This is a genomic window from Polaromonas sp. P3_C2, from assembly GCF_056402675.1.
Genome location: NZ_JBFUGX010000983.1, coordinates 1 through 1141, shown reverse-complemented (window position 1 = coordinate 1141; position 1141 = coordinate 1). Strand labels below are relative to the sequence as shown.

At 62.5% G+C, this 1141-nt stretch carries 1 protein-coding gene; it reads right to left on the bottom strand.

Annotated features, from left to right (window positions below; genetic code table 11):
- Positions 1–201 precede the first annotated feature (201 nt).
- Positions 202–1141: selenide, water dikinase SelD (selD, locus tag AC1DWI_RS23995; RefSeq protein WP_477726016.1), on the bottom strand; the 940-nt coding region annotated here is incomplete at its 5' end.

Below are 1141 nucleotides of genomic sequence, written 5' to 3'. Positions count from 1 at the left end.
GTCGTAGGCCAGTGCGAGTTTGAGGAGTGCGGACACGGGATGTCTCCGATAAGTTCTTTTGAATGAGAAAGTACCCACCCGGGTACGTCGAGGCATGAATGGTACGACGGATGCCCGCTCCCGCACTGAATAAAGACTGACAAAAAATTTCCGGGTTTACCCTAGGGTTTTACGGCTTGTGCCAGACTCTCGCGCATTTTTTCAGCGTACGGCCAGCCCGTGGCCGGCGGTGACGTCCCCGATGACCGCTGCCTCGGCAAAGCCCTGGGCACGGAAAACTTCCAGAACCTCAGCAGCGCTGCCGGCGCTGCAGGACACCAGCAGGCCTCCCGAGGTTTGCGGGTCGCTGAGCAGGGCTTTGTCTACGTCGGCAAAGGCGGCGGGCAAACTCACTTCATTTCCATAGCTGGCCCAGTTGCGCCCCGAGGCGCCCGTCACACAGCCTTGTGCCGCGAGTTCGCGCGCGCCACTGACCAGCGGCACGCGATGCCAGTCGATACGCAGCTGGACGTCGGCCCCGCGGGCCAGTTCCAGGCCGTGGCCTGCCAGGCCAAAGCCGGTGATGTCGGTGAGTGCATGCACGCCTTCCATACGTGCCAGCTCGATACCCGGCTTGTTGAGCTGTGTGGTGAGCGCGATCATGCGGGCATAGCCTGCGGCATCCAGCTGTTCTTTTTTCAGCGCCGCTGACAGGATGCCGATGCCCAGCGGCTTGCCCAGCACCAGCACATCGCCAGTCCGGGCTCCGGAATTTTTCTTGACCCGCGATGGATGCACCAGGCCCAGCACCACCAGGCCATAAATCGGCTCGACCGAGTCGATGGTGTGGCCTCCCGCAATCGGAATGCCCGCATCGCGGCAAACGTCCTGCCCGCCGCGCAAGATGGCGCCTATGGTCTCCAGCGGCAGCACATTGATGGGCATGCCCACCAGCCCCAGCGCCATGATGGGCGTGCCGCCCATGGCATAGACGTCACTGATTGCATTGGTGGCGGCGATGCGGCCGAAGTCGTAGGGATCATCGACGATGGGCATGAAGAAATCGGTCGTCGCGATCAGCGCCTGCTCGTCATTGAGCAGGTAAACAGCCGCGTCGTCGGCAGTTTCAATGCCCACCAGCAGCTGCGGCGGAATCGGGAGG